The sequence below is a fragment of the Shimazuella sp. NTD247 genome, assembly GCF_059510415.1.
The window spans coordinates 214,293-234,353 of sequence record NZ_JCAJZU010000005.1 but is presented as its reverse complement, the minus strand read 5'-3'; the positions used below and the strand labels follow the sequence as shown (position 1 = coordinate 234,353).

The window sequence follows — 20,061 nt, the reverse complement described above, 5'->3', positions numbered from 1 at the left end:
GACTTTTCTTTTGGTATTGAAAAAGCACCATAATGTACCAATTGAGGGATGAGGGATATCAACTAAGATGAACAGAGAAAATGTCTATGATAACTTTGGCGGGGAACAGACAATTGCTGCAATTGTACATGAATTTTATCATCTACTCGTTACAGATGAAAGATTGCAACACCACTTTTATCATGTGGATTTGAATCATTTGCGACTCAGCCAAATAACGCTGCTCGTCAGCTTTTTATTTGGAGGTCCAAACAAATACCACGGGAAAAATATGAGGAAAATTCACAAAGGTTTGCATATCACCTCAGAAGAATATGAACTTGCAGTAGATCACTTTAAGAGTGCAATGAAAAAATACAATACTCCTATTCCACAAATGGCAAAAGTAGAGGCCTTACTCCGTGGTGTAAAGCCCCACATTATTATGAAATAAGCGATATCTTATGATAGGGAAATCCCAATTTCTCCAATTGTCTGATTTCTCTTGTGTGACAAGTACATAATATTATTTGGTGTCGTTTCGACAGATCAGCGATTAATGGAAGGATTCTAGTTAATCGATTCTGATCATAGTAAACAAAACAATCATCTAACAAAATAGGTAGATTTTGCTTTGACTCAGAAGAGATGTACTGAACTATCGCTATTTTTAAAGCAAAAACCATTTGCATCAATGTGCCTGTACTCAATTGATCTACATGTTCTCTTCTACCTGTTTCAGGTATTCGTACACTCAGTCCATTTCCTGAAAAATCTGGATAAATGCAGTCATATTTTTGATTTGTTACCGTTGAAATCCAAGATGATGATAATTTTTGAAGAATGGGGGCAATGTTTCCTTGTCTGCTTTTGTATGCTTCTTGCAGGACATCCTGTGCGACACTCAATGCTTCTTTTTCTTCTTTTAGTTTTTCTAGTTTTTCGTTGACTTGCTCCCATTCTAAATGCAATTGTTCCATTTCTCCAAGTCTTTTTTCTAGTTGTTGCAAACTTTTTTGCTTTTCCCCTAACTGCAAACTGTTTAATTGCATCGACTTATGAACTGTTTCTCTTGCTAACATAAGGCTTTCATTATCAATATGTTTATCAGCTATGTAACAGTAGGATCCTTGGTATTTGATAACTATCTCGTTTTTTCCATCTGTCCATTTCTGTTGTAGATACTTACCTTCTCCTTTTTTTACAGGTGCTTGCTGTCTCGCTAATTGATCCAATTCCCATTCCACTTTTTCGACTTCCTGGGTCATCTTCCACCATTTCCGAATAACATCTGTATCGTTGGTGCCAACCCTCTGTTTCCACCAATCCAACCGATCTTTGCAGGCAATATATTCTTGTTGATATTCTTGCAGCATTTTTTTGTTTGTCTGTATATTCCAGTGTCTTTTTTGTTGCAGTTGCTTTACATTTTTACGGGATAAAATATGGGGAATGGCCAAAGACATTATCATCATACATCCAAAAAAGATTCCTACTGAAGAAGAAATAAATAGGCTACAAAGTGTTACCAAGCATAAAACAGTTGTCCACAGTGGATATATCGGCTTCCACCAAAGGAAAATACGATCTTTCTTTTCTGATTCCAATTGAATTTGCATTTCTAATTGAGAAATGCGCTTTTCAAATGTCTGGTATTGATAATGCAGCCCATTGATTTCCTCTAAATCTTCCACTTGCATACGAAATGGCGGTTCCAATTCATTCTTTTTCTCTTCATGATGTTTTATTTGTTTTAAAGATTGTATTTGTTTCTTATTGGCTTCGTTCCATTCCCCTAAGGCAGTATACAGCTTATCCAAGCGATACCAATCTGCTTTACACTGTAATGCAATAGATAATCGTTGATGCTGCTCGGATAATTGTTGATATTCCTGTTCAAGTTCCTCCTTCTCCGCAAATAATTTCTGTAAATCCATTTGGACCTGTATGTATTCCGTTTGAATATCTTGCTCGTTCTGTAAATCCTGTTCCAACTTTTGCTTTTGTTCAATCAGCAATCCATATGGTTTTTGTTTTGCGTTTTCTGTCTTTCCAATATCATTCAATTGGTCGTCCAAATGTTTTAAAATAGAAGATAACGCTATTTCATCTCCTTGATCAACTAAACTATTTAATTTTTCTGCCAACTGAATCTGCCACTTTTTCTCTTGCTTATCTGACAATGAACGGTGAGAATATGACGTCACAAATGCTGTTCTTCGAAATAGTTCTCCGGATAAGCCTAATTGGGTTTCGATAATTTTTCGTTCTCTTCTCAGATCATAGGCATAGTTTTCCTGTAATTCTTCTCCAGTTTCCCGATTCCACAATTGCTCCTGTTCCATTCCTTTTTGTAAATTGCGCACTAACCGATAAGAAATATCATTGTATGTATAGTCTATTTCCCCTCCATACTGTTCGAAAATCCATGGACGACAAGCGGTATACCATTCGGCTTCTCTTCTCACCCGTTTTCCTTCTTGCGCTGCACCATATAATAATGCAAATATCCCTTTAAGCAGTGTTGATTTTCCTGCTTCATTTGGAGCTTGTACAATATTTAGACCTTGCTGAAATTTAATTGTTGCTTCTTTAAAGCGACCAAACCCACGGAAATGGACACGTTCAATAATCACGAACTAATCGCCTCCTTTTCCATCGCATCTAATCCTCGATATAAAGCTGCTTGTAAAATTCTCTTTTTCCTTACATTCTTCTCCTCCGCAATCCGTTTTTCCATAATGGTTATAAAAGTACCAACTAAATTTTTTTCTTCTCTTAACACGGCTAGATTATAATCAGGTACTGTCTTATCCTCGAGAAAAATCCATTTATAGTGTGCCTGAAGACTCGTGTATATTTTCTTTATCCAATTGTTTTCCTCTGCTGGGATGCTTGATCTGCCGACAAATTGTATTGAAAAATAATCTTCCATAACATGTTTTGTCAACATACACTTCGTATGCTCTAGCACCTGAGAACAAGTTACACAATGCGTCACGTCGATCAGCAGCTGCTCATATCTTCTAGTATGAATTGGTATAGCTTCTAGCATGACTCCTTTTTCATCCAACTTTCCAAAGGTTACATATCTATCGCCCGTTTCTTTCCAATTTCTAGCCTCAGGGGAACCAGGATAATGAACAATGGTTTGTTTCTCATTTGATAAACGAAAAGTTTGTCGTTTATGAATATGACCGAGTGCGACATAATCAACTTTATGTTTCACTAATTGTTGTTCCAAGATTGGAAAATAAATAGAGTCAGCTACTTGAAAATCACCGTGCAGAAGATAAATATGGTACTGTGCATCATCAACAGGGATAGGTAAGGAACACTCGCGATCAGTAAAATCAGCGAAACCCCTGCCTGATAAATGCAAATGAAACTCTGGAAAATAAAGTGTCTCCCACTTTTCTGGAAAGATATATACATTAGCTGGCCATATTTCCCGTTGATAAATAGAATCTTCCCGATTTGGATCATGGTTTCCAGGGCTGATAAAAACCCGGGTATCCGCAATGCTTTGCAATTGTTCTGAAACATACTGAAATAAGTTAGTCGTCACAAATCCATGTTCGAGAAAATCACCTGCAATAAATAAAAAAGGAACATCTCTTTCCTTTACTAATGTAATAATTTTTTGAAATGTTTCCAAATACTCCTCCTGTCTGATCCAGATATCATCTTTACTCCACTTCCAGCCTTTTATCGGCTCACCTAAGTGCAAATCAGCTATATGAACAAATGAAATGACTCGCATAACTCCTCCACAATGTATGATTTCTTTAATTCTGACAAACGATAAGAAAAAAGGATGTGATAGGACATGAATCGACCTTTTAAAAAAATTCTCCTCCTGATTATCCCATTCCTGCTAATATTCGTTAGTTCACAATCTGCTTTTGGGCAAGCGAATGACCCGCCTCAAATAAGTGATTTTCAGATGTGGTATGTCCATGCAGGAAAGAAACAACTTTTGAAAGATAATCCAGCAGCGAAATTCGAAATGCAGCGTCTGCTAAATAAAGTAGATCACCTCGCTGGACTATCTTCTGTTCAACTGCCAAGTAAATATATTTTTATTCAGTTCCATCATCCTATTGTTCTTTCCGTATTTTCGCCCATCAAACATCCATTTCAATCTGTGATTGTAACAATTCCTAGAAATCATGCACAAATTCCCCATCTACTCATTCTGAATTCACAAGGAAGCTGGGTAGAGTATCATACGGAACGATCATTATCTATCTTTTTACAACAAATAGCTCCTTCATCCAAAATAGATGAAGGAGCTATTTGTATTAGTTATTAATCGATTTCAACAATTTTTAACTGAATCGTTCCGGAAGGAACAGGAACATTTACTATTTCGCCAACTTTTTTACCAATTAATTCTTTGCCAATCGGTGATTCATTAGATATTTTGCCCAATTCAGGGTTTGTTTCCGCACTTCCCACTATATAATAGGTTTCTGTATCACCATCCGGAATTTCCTGAATGGTCACTTTTGCCCCTACAGAAACAACATTTTTATCGGTTTCACCTGGCTTAATAATCTTAGCGTTTCGTATCATATTTTCAAGCGTCAAAATTCTTGCTTCTATCAGACCTTGCTCTTCTTTTGCTGCATCGTATTCAGAATTTTCACTAAGATCACCTTGCGAAATAGCTTCTTTTAACCGCTCTGCTACTTCATGGCGTTTTACTGTCTTAGCATTTTCTAATTCATCTTTTAGGTTTTGTAATCCCTCTTCCGTAAGTAATACTTCTTTTTGATTAGACATTATTACCGATTCCTCCTTAAAAGACACAAACCAAAACTTTCTATTTGTTTACATTATTTTCTGGGACAACCGTGCTACATGATATGTCACGACTTAATTCATTATGCCTATTTCTTCCTTACTTATCAAATTAAGAAACCGATTACAAAAAAGGGACTGCTAGTTATCTTAGCATATTTATGTTAATGAACCAAGTATTTTAGAAATTATTTTTCTAGATTCTTTTTTCTCCACCACCCCATTATCAACCACAAATGGAAATAAAAGAAAAGCTATTTAAATGATAATAAATAACTTTCTTTTTCGTATCAAAAATTTACTCTATACAAAAGCAGACGTATTAACATATAATTATTAATTCGACAAATAAATGAAAATCCCTGCAAAAACATGTTATTTTGAAATGTATTGCATCTACTTATAACATTGCGAGCGAGAAAACCCACAGTTTAAATCGTGGGATGAAAGCGAGCGTTGAACGAGGGTAAGGAATTTTCCTTCACTAATTCAACCTTTGGAAAAAAGCTAGTTTACAAACAAACGTTCTCATGGTAATATATGTATAGTCGTGACAGACGAAAACCAAGTTTGCTCGCGGCAAAGAAGAAATCAACAAACATAAACCGTGGGGCGCACGGTGTTAGCTTGGTAATGAAATAGTCATGAGGCTATCGTCCCAAGAATCCAACGGCTTTAGCCGTATGGAGTTGTCAAATTGTTATTTTCCACTGTAATTACTTTCAAAATCCCCCTAATCAGAGGGATTTTGTCTCATTATCAAAGAACCAATGCTTATACTTTTGATAAACAAACGATACCGATAATAAAATAACACCCAGACCCATAAACGAGAAAATACGATATAAAGTTGTGAGAAATTGTAGATCGAAGAAGAATATTTTTAGGATTGATAATCCAAATATGCAGATGGATACAATACGAACAGACTGTTTTTTCTTCCATATCCCCAGCCATAGAAACAAACTGGAAAGCAATAACCATGCCAGTGAAATACTCAATTGCTGTAGATTCGCCCATTCTCTCATTTCCGCTTTTTTCATTCCCAGTGGAATCATGATGGATTGAAAAATATCATAAATCTCCTGAGTAACACAGAGAAATACTACAAAAACTCCTAAGAAAAAAATCGTATGTCGAACATAGTTCCAAGACGGCCAAATTGAGAATAGATGATCTTTTTTCATATGATGGTACCAAAAATACATAACCCCAACTAAACAAAGAAAAGAAAAAAATCGCAAGTTCACTACAGGAACAAAGTCTTGATGAGTATAATAAGCAAAGCTATGAAAAAGTATAGGAATCATTCCCACACCAAACACAGAAAGTCCAATAAAAATGATTAGTCGATAACGCAATCTTACTCCTATTTGATACAGCAACATACTAAAGACAATCCAAAATAAAACAACAAAGTAAAATTGTCGATTCTCTACTGTAGTAGTCGGTACATGAACCGCAGCTTGCTGGTAGATTTGCTTAGCAAAACCATCAATGATCTCCACTGTTACTACTTCTAATAAAAGGAAAACCATTACTATCGTAATCGTTAAACGAAACCATTCAAATCGATGACCTAAGTCTATTTTTTTTGATTGCTGGTAAGCACCGAACAGAGCGAGAATGACGATAAGAAAAGCGATTGCTCTAACATTCCATACTGGGTAATAGTATTGTAAGAAAGGATATGTTTTGCCAAGTACAACAAAAACAAACAAAGTACAGCCTACCAATATACTGTTAGCAAGAACGAGTTTATGAATGTTTCGTTTTATTCCAAACAATAATACCAAAACCGTATAAATTATTAAAATGACCAATGAGGCCAATTGAGTTATATAGTCAGCATGAGCTGGATTTGTCCAAGCAGTAACCGTATTCCCAGCTGCTCGTGGGAACAACTGAACTGAAACCATATGAACTTCTAAATAAATACCGGCAAATAATAAGAAAGACCAAGCAATGTGCAGACCTTCTTGAATTTTAGAGAAGCCTTTTTGTTTAAACAAATGTGCTCCAAAAAATAACACCAATACACAAACCAAATTATCCGCAAAAAACCAATTGATAATCGGTTTTGCTTCCTGAGTTCCTATAATGGTGGAAATAAAAATGATAAGGCTGATGATACTCAGTAACCATAATCCAAATCTCTCTAAATATCTGATGTTGTGAAAACGTAATCCCCACCATAAAACAACAACTACCTCCATACATACAACAAATAAAAACGGCAGCCAATCAAAGTATAGGTAGGTTGAAAAAATAATCAACAAAACAAAGGTAATGGTTTGTCTTGCAAGCTGCCAACGATTGGATACTGATAGTTGTTTACGATAATAAAAAAAGATAATGGGGATGAGATATAATACTCCAACAATAAGCATACAAATACTGTATGTCGCTTTTCCTGCATCTAAATAAGAAAGGTGTAGAATTAGCCCGTATATAAGAGAAACTGTATTGGCAATACCAACGATCTTTTCCATTGTCTTTGCTTTCTGATGAAATACAAATTTCAAATCAAACAAATAGAAGAAAAACCAGTAAGCTAACAAAAATGCCAATGCAATCTCTATATCTTTGTCTATCGCCATCAAGCGAGTACCATAAAAGATCAAATAAGTAGTAAAAAAAGTTAAGTAATAAAGGATAACCCAATCTTTTTTCATCCAGACCAAAGCTAACATACCAATAACAATGAGACATAAGTAACTCATTAACCCTGTGATACTTCCTTCACCAGACAGAAGAAACGGGGTAGCAAATGCTCCGATCCAGCCAAGTAAAGCTATTGCCAATGATTGATATGAAAGAGCTTGCTGGAAACAAAGAATCGTGACGACTAGCATCAGTATAACCGCTACTGTTTGGGGTACTAAGGAATAAAAGTTATAAGTAGCAAATACTGCTGTATATAGTACTGCTATACCTGCTCCAATGAGACCCTGACTAAAAATCAATAAGCCTCGTTTGGAAAATCTTCTTCCAACCAATAATAAAATCACACCAAAAACAGCTCCGATTAAGACTCTTACTTGTTCATTTATCCAATTGTTATCAAAAGCATACTTCATAAAAAATGCTGCTCCAAGAAATAACGCGACTGCTCCAATCCAATTTAACCACTTCCCACCAATCAATAATTCCCATTCGGTTCGGGTTCGTGATTTTTGTTTTGGCTTTTGTTCTACAAATTCGGGAGCAGCAATAGGATCTAAGTCTTTCTCTTCTTCTTTTTCCTCCACCCCCTCTTTCAACTCTTCAAGTCCTTTCACTAGCTCTTCCTTATTTTCTGCTACTTCTTCTTCCGCTTCTTGATCAGAATGTATCGATGTAGCATTCGTCTGCTGTGTGAAATCAATAAGTTGGTTTTTCAGATCAAATAACTGTTGTTCTAATATTTCTATTTTCTGTTTTAAATCTTGATTACTTTTAAAAAAATGATATAAAATCATAAAAATTAAAACAAATGCAATAAAGTCCAACATAAAAATACAAACACCTCCTTGTAGCATTGTACTACGAGTGTTTGCTGAATGGTTTCGGAGAAATAAATTGTGAAACAACTGTAATCTACAGGAAATATAAGTTCAAAAAAAGACGATCCCCCCTTCTGTAAAAAAGGGGGGGAAGTAAGAGCAATTAAAGAATAAAGTGCTGTTTACTTCTATTTAAGCAGCCTCTGAAGCGTCCCTACATGAATGATAAATTTATCACACCTTTTAACACCAGATGCATTCTTACTCCGCTCAAAGAGCTGCCTGGCCTCGTTAGCAAATCGACAGGCCTCTTTCAAAAGGTTTTCTTGTTCTTTCCCGTTTTTCCGCGCTTTTTCCAAAGCATTGTTTGCTTCCTCAAGAAGTTTTTCGGGGTCTATAAGCGTCGTCATGAAGGTCCCTTCGGTTGACTGACAATTGCCCTTTATGATGGAATCATATATGTTTTTCAGCTTTTTTTCAATAATATAATTATAATACTCTAAACAAATCATTTTATTTCTCAATTACAGGAGGAATTTTTCTCGCTGCAAACCACGTACCCACCTGTGCAAAACCAAGAAAAAGTAACATCGGTTTCAAAGAAGTGATACTTGTCATGTTTGAAATGAGAATTAAAAAGACCATGAGACTGATCAGTCTCCCAAAATTTAATATCAACTCTTTTGCAACAACATACTCTACACGAAGTTCCACTGCTTCTCGATGTTCACCGATCACATCATAGGAAATAGAAGTAAGCGGAGCATAATAAAACGGGTAAAAAAGATAAAGCCCTATCCCATAAAGCAGAACACTCCATTCATTCCAGTAATACAAAAATGGAATGATAAGAATCCCCATCATTACTGTTGATATCAATAATGCATGTAAACGCCATGAAGGACGAAGATATCTTCCAAGTAAAAAATAAGAGAACAGGGAAACGATGGAGGCCATCGTATAAAAACTGCCAAGCGTCAATTCACTTTTTGAGATCAGGTAAACTAGCAGACCGGTAAAAAACAAAAATACCCCTTCACGCAATCCTTGAAAAAAAGACGCTACTTGCACCCAGAACCAATGTGTCTTAGGGTTCAGTGAAGTCTTCATAACAGTTTTTAATTGAAAAGTACCCTCTGCTTTGCGAAGATGAAGCCAAAAGCTTACAATAACAGATAACACAAATATCCCAAGCGAGATACCAAAAATAATGCGATATCCTAAAAAATGATCCACTTTTGTGATGATAAAACCTGAAATCAAAGGAGCTATCATTCCGCTTAAGGAAGTAATAAAGCCGCTTATTCCATTCATGGCATCACGATTATCACGTTCAGAGATCTCAAAATACAAAACATTATAAGACATCCAAAAAAATCCGCTTCCGAGACCAAGAAAAAAACCGAGCCAAACAACATAATGAACAGCTTGTGTATCTAAGAGCAAAACGGTCAAGTAAAACAAAGCTTGTAATGCAACACCAATGCGAATGGATATCACTCTGTCCACTTTTTTCGTAATCCATCCAGCTAAAATAAAGGTAAATCCAATCCCCACATAATTCGTCAAATTATATATTCCAATTTGAAATAAATCATGATCGATTTTCCACAAAAACACATTTACAAATGCATTCGATAAAGAAAAAGAAAAAGCATGTAATCCACTGACTGCCAGTAAGACCCATGCCTCACGATTTAATTTTTGTAAAAAGTTCATTGTGCCTCACCAAGAGTTAGTCTACCCAAACAAGACACTTTTATGATTTATGAGTCTGGTCTTCGGAATTGTAAAAACACCAATGCTAGCAAAAATCCTACTAGTACAGAGATAAAATAAACTCCTGTAAGCGGATATTCAAAAATCAGATTAAGGATAGTTAGAACAAGAATGGCCATACCAAATTGTGGATGGATTGCTTTCCTTACAAATAAATATAAATAAACTCCAAAGATGCCATAAATTGCTCCCAATGAACCATAATATATTCCATCCATACCAGTTATATATATGGTCGCATATGTTAATACTCCTGATAAAATATAAGTTAAGAAGAAAAATAATCGACCTAGTAGCCATTCTAACTGCGGGCCTAGTATGTATAAGAAAAAACACCCCAACAAATAAGAAAAAACACTAGTATGTAAAAAATTCGCAGTTAAAACCCTCCACCATTCTCCTGCTTGTATTCTCCACCCTTCTACTGCACCGTATTGGACAACCAGTTCCCCTCCTGACAAGGACCCACTGTGAAACAACAGCATTAGGTAGCAAATAGTATGTATTATCATTAAACTTGTAATTACAGGAAAAAAACGTGGGAATTGCTTGAGAGGGATATGTGTGTGTCCAAACAATGTTAATCCTTCTTTCTTGGGATTTCCTCGGCTATCGGTTGTCCCATTTTTAATGACGTACCTTTCTCTATCGAGGATAACCACTCTATCTTTTGTTCTTGAAAAAGCAAAATTACTGTAGAGCCAAATTCAAATCGACCCATCTCAGTACCTTTTTTGATATGAATCGAATCATAATATTTTTTGTTTTGTTTCTTTTTTCTCGCGTTTGTAGAAATTTTCTCATCAAAAGAAACTTTGATACTTCCCACATTAGTAGCCCCTACTTTTACAAGAGCAACTTGTCCAATTTCACTCTGCAAATAGGAAACAACACGCTCATTTTTTGCAAATAATCCCGGAAATAAACGGACTCCCAATTCATTTACAGGAAATAAGGTACCTGGAATATAAGTAAGGGAAGTAATTTCACCTTCAACTGGACTATGTATGCGGTGGTAATCGCGTGGACTTAAGTATATTGTAACAAATTGTCCATCTAAAAACATTTTTGCGTCTTCTTCATCAGCTAACAACTCTCTTACTGAATACGACAAACCTTTTGCTTGTATAATGGTACCCTCATCAATTGCTCCCATCTGTGTTATTACTCCATCTACAGGACTAGTAATATAAGCTGGATTCGGATCAATTGGTCTAGCACTTTCGTGCAGTTCTCTGACAAAAAAATCAAGCAAATTATCAAATTGATCCATCTCTTTTTTTACAGGGTGAAGATCGATTTGAAACTTTTTGATATAAAAAGGAATAAAATGACGGCTAAAACGTTGTCTTGCTATTGTTCCAGTAAATCTGGATACAAGATTTTTTGGTGTTATCTTCCACAGAAAACGAGAAACTCGGTCTTTCATTAGATGCCTCCACTCTTAGCAATTAAAAGGAAAAAAACGGATGGGAAGAAAAAAGGCTTCTTGGGCACAATACTTTCTAGGAGGTGATCGAATGAACAACAAATACAAAACCGATCCTGCTCATGTACGTAAGTTAAATGCACAAGCAAAAGGTGCTGCTGGTTATCAAGCAGAATTCGCTTCTGAATCTGCTACTAACGTACAACAAGTGAGACAGCAAAATGCTCAGTCTCAACAAGCTGGTGCTGGTGCTGCTGCAACCAACAGTGCTGCTGGTTATCAAGCAGAATTCGCTTCTGAATCTGCTACCAACGCACAGCAAGTGAGACAGCAAAATGCTCAATCTCAACAAGCTGGTGCTGCAACCAACAGTGCTGCTGGTTACAAAACAGAATTCGCTTCTGAATCTGCTACCAACACACAGCAAGTAAGACAGCAAAATGCTCAATCTCAACATAAAAAGCATCAAAAATAAGCTATATAAGTAGCTAGAAAATCCCAATTTTATTTAAGTTGGGATTTTCTACTTTTCCAAGTTACAGTGTACCATAAAATAATCGATCACTGTAAAAAAGAGAAGAAGGAATATTTTTAAGTTACTTTCTATTTCTCATCAAATAACGAATAGCTTGGTTTGTATTTACAGATCGAATAAACTCACGATCGATCTTTCTACCGGTATAGAGAAGTAAGTAGCGAATTTGTTCTGGATTGAGATACGGATTGACTTGAAGCATAAGCGCGATCGTTCCCGATACATGAGGGACAGCCATAGAAGTACCGCTCATTTCTTTTGTTGTCTGTCCAAGCCATGCGGATGGTATTTTTTCTCCCGGGGCTGCAATATCTACTCCTTTGCCACGATTCCCAAAAACAGATAACCTGTTATTTGGTCCAACAGATGTCACTGCTATCGTTTCTGGAAAACGAGCTGGAAAATCTATTGAGTTTTTTAATCCTTGATTACCTGTAGCTGCTACCATAACTATCTTTTTTCGATGAGCCATCATAACCGCTTTCTTTAATGATTCACTTACCATTTCCATACCAAAACTCATGTTAATAATGTGCATCTTCTTTTCGATACACCAATTGATTGCACTCAGTAAGTCTGACAGATTTGCACTGCCATTTTTATTAAATGCCTTAACGGCATACACACTTGCCCATGGTGCAACTCCAATTAGACCTGCATTTCTTGATCTTCCAGCAATAATACCTGCTACATGTGTACCATGTCCATTGTAATCCATTGGAGGGAATCTTCTGGCTAAAATATTGATCCCACCCTTGTAGTTACGATAAATAGCTGGATGACTTGGATCAATTCCCGTATCAATAACAGCAATTCGAATTCCTTGTCCTTTTACCTTCGTCCATACCATTGGTGCACCGATCCGCTCCACGCCCCATGGAAATGTTGGCTTAACGGCATAAGCTGATCCATGGAAAGAAGGTTCAGTGATGTTCACTCGAATATCTGGTTCAGCATGCTCTACATAAGGGTGATTATCGACAGACAGTCGTTGATAAGTAGAGGATTCTCCAATCACCATTCCCAAATGAGGAAGATATTCAATTGGCAAAATACCACGATTTTTTAATTCCTTTGAACACCTTGCATAATCTGTGCCTTCTTTTAAATAAAAAATCCTTCTATTCCTAATATTCTGAGGGTTCTCATTATCTGATTCCATTTCCTTTCCCCCTCACTCCTAAGCTGAATGGAGAATAGACTATAAAAAACCTCTTTCTCCAAAGGATGGTGAAAAAATGAGTAATGATTATTTTGAAGAACTAGCAAAATTAGCAAGTGATCTTTCCAAAAGAACCAGTCAACTTGATGAAATGATGCAAGCTTTATACAATATCAATCTTTCTATCGGTGATCGGGACAAAATGATGAAACTTATCAATCATATGGCGAAGTTCAACAATCCAAAGCCAAATGCTCCATCAACTACTCCGTCCCAAGCCACATCTACTCCCAAAAAGCCTGACTCTAAAAAAACTGATCCTAAAACATCTAATCCTAAAACATCTGATCCTAAAACATCTGATCCTAAAACATCTGAGTCGGGACAGAAAGATTTCATGTATGAACTATTCAATTCACCAGCAATGATGGCAATTATCAAAGAACACTACAACCAGAAAAAAAATAAATGAGCTTGTTAACTTAAGATATGGAGAAAAAATCACAAGGGTATATGTAATCACCTAACTGATGTGCCCGATTTATTGCCATAAAAAAAAAAAACGCCTTTTGGCGTTGTTGTTAGTTATTTGGCTTCCATTGATTTGCTGTACATCCAATGAGAGAAAAATCAACATCTCTTCCAACTTCTTTTACTTGCTCATAAAACTGTACAACACATGCTAGAGGATGAGTTACTGCATTTTCATCCATGAAAAACAATATTGTTTCTTCATCGTTATCTTCATATGTAAGGTAAAGCACTTCAAAGTTCAACGTACCTGTCCGTTCATCATCAATGGTAAAAACAGCTTCTTGGCTAATAAAAAAAGCGCTTTGTTCAAAAGTAACCGAATCTTCTTCTATCAGGTCAAATGTATGTATTTCACTTTGTAGAGTAGCATCTTTTAATTGCCCAAAAACAGCGATCTGCTCTTGCGCAGGTTTTATCATACCCATTACAAACGCATCACTTTTTTTCTTTTTTTGTCGTATCAGCTCTTCCAAATCTGAAAAAAACATTTCCCGAGTCGAAGTTTGAAAATTAACATTGCTGCCATGTGAGAATACTTCCATCACTATCACTCTTTCCACTATATATATTTGCGAGTGAGAAAACCAAGCGGTCGGTCCATTCCATGTTGTAATAATCTGTTCATCTATGGGGTCCCCGGGGTTTGCTTGGTAATAAAGTGGCCACAAATTCCCAAGAATCCAATGGCTTTAGCCGTATAGAGTGTCAACCTTTTCAATATTGAATGTATCAACGTGATTATACAGATGACTATTAGGCAAAGCAAGTAAATGAGCAGTGACAAATGTCACTGCTCATCATCACCAAATATTCAACTTTGATATGAGGGATTATTAGTAAGCTCCACCACCAAGTTGTTGTTCAGCCAAAGATACAAGACGTTTGGTGATTTCTCCTCCAACAGAACCGTTAGCACGAGAAGTTGTATCAGGACCAAGTTGTACTCCAAATTCTTGAGCGATTTCGTACTTCATTTGATCAAGAGCTTGAGCAGCACCTTGAACTAACAATTGATTGCTGTTACGATCACGATTTTGTGCCATTTTGTTTCACCTCCTCTCCGCTGGGTGTACTGTTATAATGCTTCTTTTTCGAAGGAATCATTCATACAAAAATACAAAAAAAGATGTAATTTGTTGGAAAGAAAAAAAGCGCACACCTTGGTGTACGCTTTTTTTAACTTATTAAATTTTGTTTCATTTCTTTATGTTGACGTCGAAGTCTTTTCATCTCTTGATGTAAATCATATTGTTCGAGAAACTCATGCCGTTCTTTTGCCAGTAAGTATTCCTTCCTTAATAAATCTATCTGCTTTTCCAGTGCTCTCAGCTCTTCCATCATGTCTTACTCAGCACCTCTATTCATCTAGATATTATATAAAGAATTAACTTGACTCACAGGTATATACCCTTTCTGTAAAATAGATAAACCTGAATTTACAAATAGAAAAAAGTTTTTATTTAGTATGAATAAAAAGCTTTTTTTGATAGAATAGTAACAAATTCTTTTTTAAAGGTAATAAAGGTGGGAAAAGTTTCATGTCTGCTAACACTCCACATATTCCATCATTTTTAAAACAGTTTCGTTCTATGAAGTTTGAACTTTTATTACAAGATTTACCTAAACTAAGTAAAGATCAATTGGAACTTTTAAAAAAGGAAATCGAAAACCTTCTTGAACAAAAAAATTAACCAGCTCTCAGGAAGAGGAGCTGGTTTTTTGTAATGCTTTAAACAATAGTCTAGATAGTACAGATGAACGAAAATAACGATACATTCGCAGACCGTGTACAGCTGTAAAAAGTTGAGTCCCAGAGCGAATACGTTTGTTGTCATCCACGCGAATATAGTCATGTTCCTCTAACAGTTCCATTAACTTCTCAGAAGAATAACCATTACTGTAGGGTTCAAATATATTCATAAACTGAGCAAACTCAACATATCCTTCCCAATTCCATTTCTTCTTAATGTCGATATCCAACTGTGGATAAATTAGCATACCCCATAATATTACAATCGCTGCTTGAGCCTGTTCTGGCCACTGTTTATGTATTGGTTCGTCAATTCGGGATGTCAATGTGGAGCGGATTTGATTTAATGATAACAACATACAGCACTCCTTTTTATTTCTTATACCTCTATCCATTGTCCAATATTTTCAATTTCATACTACCTACAAAATATTTTCATCATCCTACTTCTTCTGACTTGTACTGCAATAAAACGATAGAATAACCATTGAAAATTGTATTTAGTATTATTTGCTATCTTAATAGTGGAAAAGTTTCCGTGATTTCTGTTATATTGTTAAGTAATAAAAATGTGAACATTGAAAGGAGTTTCTTTATATGTTGCTCGACCCAAAAAAGGGGAAATATTCCGATGAAGAAAATGAAAAAATTATCCAACTAGTGAATGACGGGCTTAAAAATGGAACGAGAGAAAGAGATACAATCAAAGTCATAGCAAACACATTAAACAGAGGATATGCAGGTATTATGTCACATGTAAGGAAACTACGTACCGAACTACCTGATCGTTTTGAAAAGGTTGATCACCTTTATAAAGATAATGCTGCACGATTAAATAGCTGGACCGAAACAGAGGAAGAAATAGTTATCGATACAGTTAATACACATCTAAATGAAGGCAAATCACTATCTGCTGCTATTTCGGTCTTAGAAGAAAAACTATCTCGCACACAAGGAGCTATTTACCAGCGAATTTATACTTTGCGTAGAAAGCAGCCAGAAAAATTTGAACATCTTCCTGCAGAAAGACCTAGAAAAAAACGGAAATTGCCAGACTGGCAGACAAATCGTCCTATTATTCGAAACTTGGATCGTACCGAAACCATTCCAGAGCCAAATTTATCTCCAATCTGGTCAAATTCAAATCATGAAAGCCCCTCTCAAACAGAGGAAACAATGATTTATCAAGCATTTGAATCAAAATATGGAAAACTAACAGGAGAAGCCAAAGAAAAAATGGCACTTTTGATGCGCCAATATGGTTGCACTCGTGTATCTATTGCACTGTTAACATTGACCGAAAATAAAGCGTTTCCAAGTATGATAGCAGACTTTTTGGCAGCATGTTTAAATGGAAAAATTAGCAATTAGCTACTTATTATTATCTTGGACAAATCCGTAAATAATAAATTGGCACTTGTAATTGAACCATATACTGTTCCCATTCCGTAGTACAATGTTTATCATAATGTTTACATGAGGCATAATCCGCAATTTCATCTAATATTTCCCATCCGGCCTTTTCTATTTGTTTTAATGTAAATAAATACAATGAACGATGATCTGTTTTAAAAATAAGATCTCCCTCAGGAGATAATAATTCACGATAAATGGATAAAAAACGATGAAACGTAAGTTGCCTTTGTTGTTGATTTTTATCACTTATGGGCGTACAAAATTGAAGATAAAATCGATCAACTTGGTGTTTTTCAAAAATTTGTTTTAATTGTTCTGCAAACATCCATATGAATACGAGGTTTTTTTGATTGAAATTTCCTTTTTTCGCGTTCATTATTTTTAACGCATTACTCTCCACTCCAATCCAATTTGTCTTCTTGTAATTTTTAGCTGCTTGTTTGATAAATTTCCCGCTCCCCATCCCAAGATCAACATGAAGCGGGAATTTTGGATTGGTAAATAAATGATGTATCTTGCTATCACCATTTATTTCCAACATTTCTTTATGTGTTATAATCATTGGCTTTACATGAAAAGAACTTTTTCTATCCAATTCCACAATACTCCTTTACGAAAAAAAGCCCCTATCTATAGGAGCCTTTTTCTTATTTCCATGAAGTTTTCTACACTTTGTTACCAATCATGCCTTTTTATTTCAAAAGCAAGTTTCCTTGCTTCTATTTGTTTGCCAAGAGGGACGAAGGGCTCCCTGACAAAATCCGATGGATAATGCCTGAATCTTACGATTCACTTGACCCGTATCTACCCACGTAGATTACGGAACACCTGTCGAAAACAGATGCTTTTTTTTTTTTGCGTTTTTTTATTTTTTGTTAACAAGAGAAAAGAAAATGCTTTGCATCAGTCCATTATTCCTTGACGAACCGAGCAAAACCAGCACTCCCAAAAAAAGCAAATAGGACTGCGAGAATAGCAACGACAATGGTAACCCATCCTCGATACTTCTCATCCTTCATCTTGGCGATGTTCGCTTCTTTCTCCCGAATCTCGACTTCCGTCTTGCGAATATCAACCTCAGTCTTCTGGATATCGATTTTGGACTTATCGATATCGACCTTGGTTTTCTCGATCTCCAATTCAGCTTTCTGAATGTCCATATTGGCTTTTCGAATCTCCATAAGGAACTTGGAGATCTCAGCGTATGTCTTCATACTAGCCAGAGAGTCCGATGAATCCGCTCCAGACAGGAACTGCTTGAACTTATCCAGCATCGTCAGAGCGAGTGCTTGGACTTCCTCAAGCTGCATGTTGCTCTCACACTTGTTGAGCAGGTCAGACACCGACTTTTTGAACTCTTCCAGTGTTTGCTCAATCTTCTCCGTTTGCTCCAAAAGAGGAGTAACCTGAGTCAGAAGCATGCTGGAGACAAGCTCATTGGTTGGCATACTGTCGAGCTTCTTGGACTGCTCGATCAAAGTGTTCAACTGCGCATGAAGGTCAGCAACAGTGGCAATTGGAGTTTCAATAGGGTTTTGAGAGGTGTTTCCCAGTTCAATGTCAACATTGACAGATTGGCTGGCAGACATGTTGTTGGTTTGTTGATTGGATTTGAGTTTTTGAAGTGATAGGTGAGTAGTTGAAATCTTTCGAAGGTACATATCAAATATATCATTCTGTTAATTAATATTCAATATATAAATTAAATTATGATAATTATAAATGATTCAGTTATAATAATAATATAATGCTTATATTGTATACCTATCCTTGTGAATGAATAGAAAGGATATGATACTTTGTCTTTCCTGAGACAATTAAATCTGAAAAGTGGAATTGTCCAACTATATGGAAATCATGCGATAAGATCCAAGATTTCTCCCAAAGTATACAAATTAGCAAATAACCAATTGCAGATACCAAATCAAATATTTTTTTCTCTCACACCAGACGTACATGTCAACGGTGATACATGTATAGGGACTACCGCAGTCTGGAAATATCACAATGGGTATATTAGCCCTTCTATCGTAGGTGCAGATATTGGATGCGGAATCCGTGTGCATATCACTTCTTTACACAAAAAAGAATTAGAGGATATCCGAATACGTCAAAAAATCATCCACCACATCGAGAAATACATCCCCTTATCTGATCAAGTACTTTCTCCTTTTCGTTCCGGAGATATCGATCGCATTGTTCAATATGGACTACATGGACTGCCTGAAAAATATATAACAAATCGTAGTTTTACTCACTTGGAATCTCCATCTTTTGAAGTGCAAGAAAAGCACTTATCGCTGATATCCTCACTGACTTGGAAAAAAGCAAAAGAACAACTTGGATCTTTAGGAAATGGAAATCATTTTATCGAATTACAATCGGTGTCCATTCCAGAACAATACAAAGAACTAGCAGCCGAATGGGGGTTATTTGAAGGACAAGTAATTTTTCTTATTCATTCGGGGTCTAGAGCTTGGGGGAAATCACTTGTCCCTTTGTATACAAAAAATTTCCGACTAGCTATGAAGAAAAATAATCATTCAAACTCATCTCTGCTTTATCTTCCTGTTCATTCGCCAGAAGGAGAAAATTATTTTCATCTCATGTCTAGTGCGATGAATTATGCGATCGTAAATCGACATCTAATCGCATTTGCGATGGAAAATGCCCTAAAAAAGGTGTTTGGACAAGATATGAAAAGTGTACTACTTTATGATCTGATGCATAATTATGCCGTTGTTGAAGAACATCAAGAAGAAAAGTATCTCATTCATCGTAAAGGTACAACAAGAGCTCTTCCCGCCGGTCATAAAAACAACCCTTCTCCTTATCAGCACAGTGGACATCCAGCACTCATACCTGGTTCTATGGGGTCACCTTCTTATATCATGATCGGAGAAAAGGAAGGCGAGAAAAACTTTTACTCTATTTGCCATGGAGCCGGGCGTATTTTCACGAAAAAGCCGGGAAGATCCACAAAAAAAAGGATAGGTAATCAAATAAAGATCGATAACAATCATTATGTCCTTATGAATCGATGGACTGCCAAAAGAATCGAAGAAGAAGCACCAGATACTTATAAAGCAGTCGATCAAGTGATTGACAGCATTGTTGGAGCAAAACTCGCTTCTGTCGTGGCTAAATGCATGCCAATGATATCCATAAAAGCAAAGTGAGAAAAGG

At 36.2% G+C, this 20,061-nt stretch carries 22 protein-coding genes; 7 read left to right on the top strand and 15 right to left on the bottom strand.

Features of this window, described 5'->3' with window-relative positions; all coding sequences use genetic code 11:
- Positions 1-67: 67 nt before the first annotated feature.
- Positions 68-433 carry a group I truncated hemoglobin gene (locus tag AC5WOC_RS14340; protein WP_496056090.1) on the top strand — a complete coding sequence of 122 codons (366 nt, stop codon included), beginning with the start codon at positions 68-70 and terminating at the stop codon, positions 431-433.
- On the opposite strand, the gene AC5WOC_RS14335 is transcribed toward AC5WOC_RS14340, so the two are convergent.
- Both AC5WOC_RS14335 and AC5WOC_RS14330 read right to left on the bottom strand, forming a co-directional pair.
- The gene (locus AC5WOC_RS14335) at positions 423-2,615 is read right to left on the bottom strand and encodes an ATP-binding protein (RefSeq protein ID WP_496056089.1); all 2,193 of its coding nucleotides are present in this window, start codon (positions 2,613-2,615) and stop codon (positions 423-425) included. The genes AC5WOC_RS14340 and AC5WOC_RS14335 overlap by 11 nt on opposite strands.
- Positions 2,612-3,742, bottom strand: a complete 1,131-nt coding sequence (locus tag AC5WOC_RS14330) for a metallophosphoesterase family protein (protein ID WP_496056088.1) — start codon at positions 3,740-3,742, stop codon at positions 2,612-2,614. The genes AC5WOC_RS14335 and AC5WOC_RS14330 overlap by 4 nt, the downstream gene beginning before the upstream one ends.
- Positions 3,743-3,808: 66 nt before the next feature.
- On the opposite strand from AC5WOC_RS14330, the gene AC5WOC_RS14325 reads away from it, so the two are divergent.
- Positions 3,809-4,294, top strand: coding sequence for a hypothetical protein (locus AC5WOC_RS14325; RefSeq protein WP_496056087.1), 486 nt, complete (start codon positions 3,809-3,811; stop codon positions 4,292-4,294).
- Here AC5WOC_RS14325 and greA read toward each other — a convergent pair.
- From greA to asd, 6 genes are all read right to left on the bottom strand, one after another.
- Positions 4,291-4,767 (bottom strand): transcription elongation factor GreA, encoded by a 477-nt coding sequence (greA, locus tag AC5WOC_RS14320; RefSeq protein WP_496056086.1) that lies wholly within the window; start codon positions 4,765-4,767, stop codon positions 4,291-4,293. The genes AC5WOC_RS14325 and greA overlap by 4 nt on opposite strands.
- 755 nt (positions 4,768-5,522) lie before the next feature.
- Positions 5,523-8,279 carry a DUF2339 domain-containing protein gene (locus tag AC5WOC_RS14315; protein WP_496056085.1) on the bottom strand — a complete coding sequence of 919 codons (2,757 nt, stop codon included), beginning with the start codon at positions 8,277-8,279 and terminating at the stop codon, positions 5,523-5,525.
- A 179-nt stretch (positions 8,280-8,458) separates the two neighbouring features.
- A complete protein-coding gene (locus AC5WOC_RS14310) occupies positions 8,459-8,782 on the bottom strand; it encodes a hypothetical protein (RefSeq protein WP_496056084.1) in 324 nt (107 codons plus the stop codon).
- Between the two features lies 1 nt (position 8,783).
- A complete protein-coding gene (locus AC5WOC_RS14305) occupies positions 8,784-9,989 on the bottom strand; it encodes an MFS transporter (RefSeq protein ID WP_496056083.1) in 1,206 nt (401 codons plus the stop codon).
- A 47-nt stretch (positions 9,990-10,036) separates the two neighbouring features.
- Positions 10,037-10,627 (bottom strand): rhomboid family intramembrane serine protease, encoded by a 591-nt coding sequence (locus AC5WOC_RS14300; protein WP_496056082.1) that lies wholly within the window; start codon positions 10,625-10,627, stop codon positions 10,037-10,039.
- A 2-nt stretch (positions 10,628-10,629) separates the two neighbouring features.
- Complete coding sequence (gene asd, locus AC5WOC_RS14295) at positions 10,630-11,478, bottom strand: archaetidylserine decarboxylase (protein ID WP_496056081.1); 849 nt, start codon at positions 11,476-11,478, stop codon at positions 10,630-10,632.
- A 91-nt stretch (positions 11,479-11,569) separates the two neighbouring features.
- Between asd and AC5WOC_RS14290 the strand changes: the two genes are divergently transcribed.
- On the top strand, positions 11,570-11,953 hold the full coding sequence (locus AC5WOC_RS14290; RefSeq protein ID WP_496056080.1) for a gamma-type small acid-soluble spore protein: 384 nt from the start codon (positions 11,570-11,572) through the stop codon (positions 11,951-11,953).
- Positions 11,954-12,074: 121 nt separating this feature from the next.
- Here AC5WOC_RS14290 and AC5WOC_RS14285 read toward each other — a convergent pair whose 3' ends face one another.
- Entirely contained in the window at positions 12,075-13,175 is a 1,101-nt protein-coding gene (locus AC5WOC_RS14285) for a S8 family peptidase (protein WP_496056079.1), read from the bottom strand.
- 76 nt (positions 13,176-13,251) lie between these two features.
- Between AC5WOC_RS14285 and AC5WOC_RS14280 the strand changes: the two genes are divergently transcribed.
- Complete coding sequence (locus AC5WOC_RS14280) at positions 13,252-13,647, top strand: hypothetical protein (RefSeq protein WP_496056078.1); 396 nt, start codon at positions 13,252-13,254, stop codon at positions 13,645-13,647.
- Positions 13,648-13,756: 109 nt separating this feature from the next.
- On the opposite strand, the gene AC5WOC_RS14275 is transcribed toward AC5WOC_RS14280, so the two are convergent.
- The 3 genes from AC5WOC_RS14275 to AC5WOC_RS14265 all read right to left on the bottom strand — a co-directional run bounded on the left by AC5WOC_RS14275 (position 13,757) and on the right by AC5WOC_RS14265 (position 15,050).
- Positions 13,757-14,251 carry a hypothetical protein gene (locus tag AC5WOC_RS14275; protein ID WP_496056077.1) on the bottom strand — a complete coding sequence of 165 codons (495 nt, stop codon included), beginning with the start codon at positions 14,249-14,251 and terminating at the stop codon, positions 13,757-13,759.
- A 291-nt stretch (positions 14,252-14,542) separates the two neighbouring features.
- Entirely contained in the window at positions 14,543-14,752 is a 210-nt protein-coding gene (locus AC5WOC_RS14270) for an alpha/beta-type small acid-soluble spore protein (RefSeq protein ID WP_496056076.1), read from the bottom strand.
- A 133-nt stretch (positions 14,753-14,885) separates the two neighbouring features.
- Positions 14,886-15,050 (bottom strand): hypothetical protein, encoded by a 165-nt coding sequence (locus tag AC5WOC_RS14265; protein WP_496056075.1) that lies wholly within the window; start codon positions 15,048-15,050, stop codon positions 14,886-14,888.
- 197 nt (positions 15,051-15,247) lie between these two features.
- On the opposite strand from AC5WOC_RS14265, the gene AC5WOC_RS14260 reads away from it, so the two are divergent.
- Complete coding sequence (locus AC5WOC_RS14260; RefSeq protein WP_496056074.1) at positions 15,248-15,400, top strand: hypothetical protein; 153 nt, start codon at positions 15,248-15,250, stop codon at positions 15,398-15,400.
- Between the two features lie 7 nt (positions 15,401-15,407).
- Here the strand turns inward: AC5WOC_RS14260 and AC5WOC_RS14255 are convergent, their stop codons facing one another.
- Positions 15,408-15,818 carry a hypothetical protein gene (locus tag AC5WOC_RS14255; protein ID WP_496056073.1) on the bottom strand — a complete coding sequence of 137 codons (411 nt, stop codon included), beginning with the start codon at positions 15,816-15,818 and terminating at the stop codon, positions 15,408-15,410.
- A gap of 238 nt (positions 15,819-16,056) precedes the next feature.
- Between AC5WOC_RS14255 and AC5WOC_RS14250 the strand changes: the two genes are divergently transcribed.
- Entirely contained in the window at positions 16,057-16,830 is a 774-nt protein-coding gene (locus tag AC5WOC_RS14250; RefSeq protein WP_496056072.1) for a hypothetical protein, read from the top strand.
- Positions 16,831-16,840: 10 nt separating this feature from the next.
- Here AC5WOC_RS14250 and trmB read toward each other — a convergent pair whose 3' ends face one another.
- Both trmB and AC5WOC_RS14240 read right to left on the bottom strand, forming a co-directional pair.
- A complete protein-coding gene (gene trmB, locus AC5WOC_RS14245) occupies positions 16,841-17,470 on the bottom strand; it encodes a tRNA (guanine(46)-N(7))-methyltransferase TrmB (RefSeq protein WP_496056071.1) in 630 nt (209 codons plus the stop codon).
- Positions 17,471-17,786: 316 nt separating this feature from the next.
- Complete coding sequence (locus AC5WOC_RS14240) at positions 17,787-18,536, bottom strand: hypothetical protein (RefSeq protein WP_496056070.1); 750 nt, start codon at positions 18,534-18,536, stop codon at positions 17,787-17,789.
- Positions 18,537-18,674: 138 nt separating this feature from the next.
- On the opposite strand from AC5WOC_RS14240, the gene AC5WOC_RS14235 reads away from it, so the two are divergent.
- Positions 18,675-20,054 (top strand): RtcB family protein, encoded by a 1,380-nt coding sequence (locus AC5WOC_RS14235; RefSeq protein ID WP_496056069.1) that lies wholly within the window; start codon positions 18,675-18,677, stop codon positions 20,052-20,054.
- Positions 20,055-20,061 lie beyond the last annotated feature (7 nt).

Coding starts and splice junctions, on each gene's coding strand:
- AC5WOC_RS14340 (WP_496056090.1), top strand. CDS start 68: ATGAACAGAGAAAATGTCTATGATAACTTTGGCGGGGAACAGACAATT.
- AC5WOC_RS14330 (WP_496056088.1), bottom strand. CDS start 3,742: ATGCGAGTCATTTCATTTGTTCATATAGCTGATTTGCACTTAGGTGAG.
- AC5WOC_RS14325 (WP_496056087.1), top strand. CDS start 3,809: ATGAATCGACCTTTTAAAAAAATTCTCCTCCTGATTATCCCATTCCTG.
- greA (WP_496056086.1), bottom strand. CDS start 4,767: ATGTCTAATCAAAAAGAAGTATTACTTACGGAAGAGGGATTACAAAAC.
- AC5WOC_RS14315 (WP_496056085.1), bottom strand. CDS start 8,279: ATGTTGGACTTTATTGCATTTGTTTTAATTTTTATGATTTTATATCAT.
- AC5WOC_RS14310 (WP_496056084.1), bottom strand. CDS start 8,782: ATGATTTGTTTAGAGTATTATAATTATATTATTGAAAAAAAGCTGAAA.
- AC5WOC_RS14305 (WP_496056083.1), bottom strand. CDS start 9,989: ATGAACTTTTTACAAAAATTAAATCGTGAGGCATGGGTCTTACTGGCA.
- asd (WP_496056081.1), bottom strand. CDS start 11,478: ATGAAAGACCGAGTTTCTCGTTTTCTGTGGAAGATAACACCAAAAAAT.
- AC5WOC_RS14290 (WP_496056080.1), top strand. CDS start 11,570: ATGAACAACAAATACAAAACCGATCCTGCTCATGTACGTAAGTTAAAT.
- AC5WOC_RS14285 (WP_496056079.1), bottom strand. CDS start 13,175: ATGGAATCAGATAATGAGAACCCTCAGAATATTAGGAATAGAAGGATT.
- AC5WOC_RS14280 (WP_496056078.1), top strand. CDS start 13,252: ATGAGTAATGATTATTTTGAAGAACTAGCAAAATTAGCAAGTGATCTT.
- AC5WOC_RS14275 (WP_496056077.1), bottom strand. CDS start 14,251: ATGGAAGTATTCTCACATGGCAGCAATGTTAATTTTCAAACTTCGACT.
- AC5WOC_RS14270 (WP_496056076.1), bottom strand. CDS start 14,752: ATGGCACAAAATCGTGATCGTAACAGCAATCAATTGTTAGTTCAAGGT.
- AC5WOC_RS14265 (WP_496056075.1), bottom strand. CDS start 15,050: ATGATGGAAGAGCTGAGAGCACTGGAAAAGCAGATAGATTTATTAAGG.
- AC5WOC_RS14260 (WP_496056074.1), top strand. CDS start 15,248: ATGTCTGCTAACACTCCACATATTCCATCATTTTTAAAACAGTTTCGT.
- AC5WOC_RS14255 (WP_496056073.1), bottom strand. CDS start 15,818: ATGTTGTTATCATTAAATCAAATCCGCTCCACATTGACATCCCGAATT.
- AC5WOC_RS14250 (WP_496056072.1), top strand. CDS start 16,057: ATGTTGCTCGACCCAAAAAAGGGGAAATATTCCGATGAAGAAAATGAA.
- AC5WOC_RS14240 (WP_496056070.1), bottom strand. CDS start 18,536: ATGTACCTTCGAAAGATTTCAACTACTCACCTATCACTTCAAAAACTC.